The organism is Alkalicoccobacillus porphyridii (assembly GCF_007293315.1).
Taxonomy (GTDB): domain Bacteria; phylum Bacillota; class Bacilli; order Bacillales; family Bacillaceae_D; genus Alkalicoccobacillus; species Alkalicoccobacillus porphyridii.
The window spans coordinates 1-497 of the sequence record NZ_VLXZ01000045.1 but is presented as its reverse complement, the minus strand read 5'-3'; the positions used below and the strand labels follow the sequence as shown (position 1 = coordinate 497).

Annotated in this window: 1 protein-coding gene; it reads right to left on the bottom strand. The window is 45.7% G+C overall.

What is annotated here, in order from left to right:
* Positions 1–390 precede the first annotated feature (390 nt).
* Positions 391–495, bottom strand: coding sequence for a 2-oxo acid dehydrogenase subunit E2 (locus FN960_RS23440; RefSeq protein WP_368854053.1), 105 nt, complete (start codon positions 493–495; stop codon positions 391–393).
* Between the last annotated feature and the right edge of the window lie 2 nt (positions 496–497).

The following is a 497-nucleotide window of genomic DNA, read 5'->3' as shown; positions in this document are numbered from 1 at the left end:
TTATTTGCAACCCGACAAACTTTACTTGATCTGAATTATGCCCGTCAGGTTAACGAAATTTCTTTGTATACCGCACTTGGTGGCGGTTGACAGCAATATACTCGTCATACTTCAAGTTGCATGTGCTGCGTCTGCGTTCGCTCACCCCAGTCACTTACTTATGTAAGCTCCTGGGGATTCTGGCGCTTGCTACCTTGCTGCACCCAGAAATCCATAGGGTATGTGAAGTAATACCCTAACCACCACCGGGTCGTTCTATCCGTCGGTATTTTACAAAATTGTTAACAATTTTTAAACAACAAACGGCAACCGATTTGTCTATTCGCTAATAACCTCAATACATTCATGAGATTACCAGAAAAAAGCCGGCCGTTGGGCCGGCTCTTTTACTTACATCACCAGACGGCGAATGTCAGACAGCGTGTTGTTAATGATGGTAATGAAACGGGCACCATCAGCACCGTCGATCACGCGGTGGTCGAAGGAGAGAGAAATCG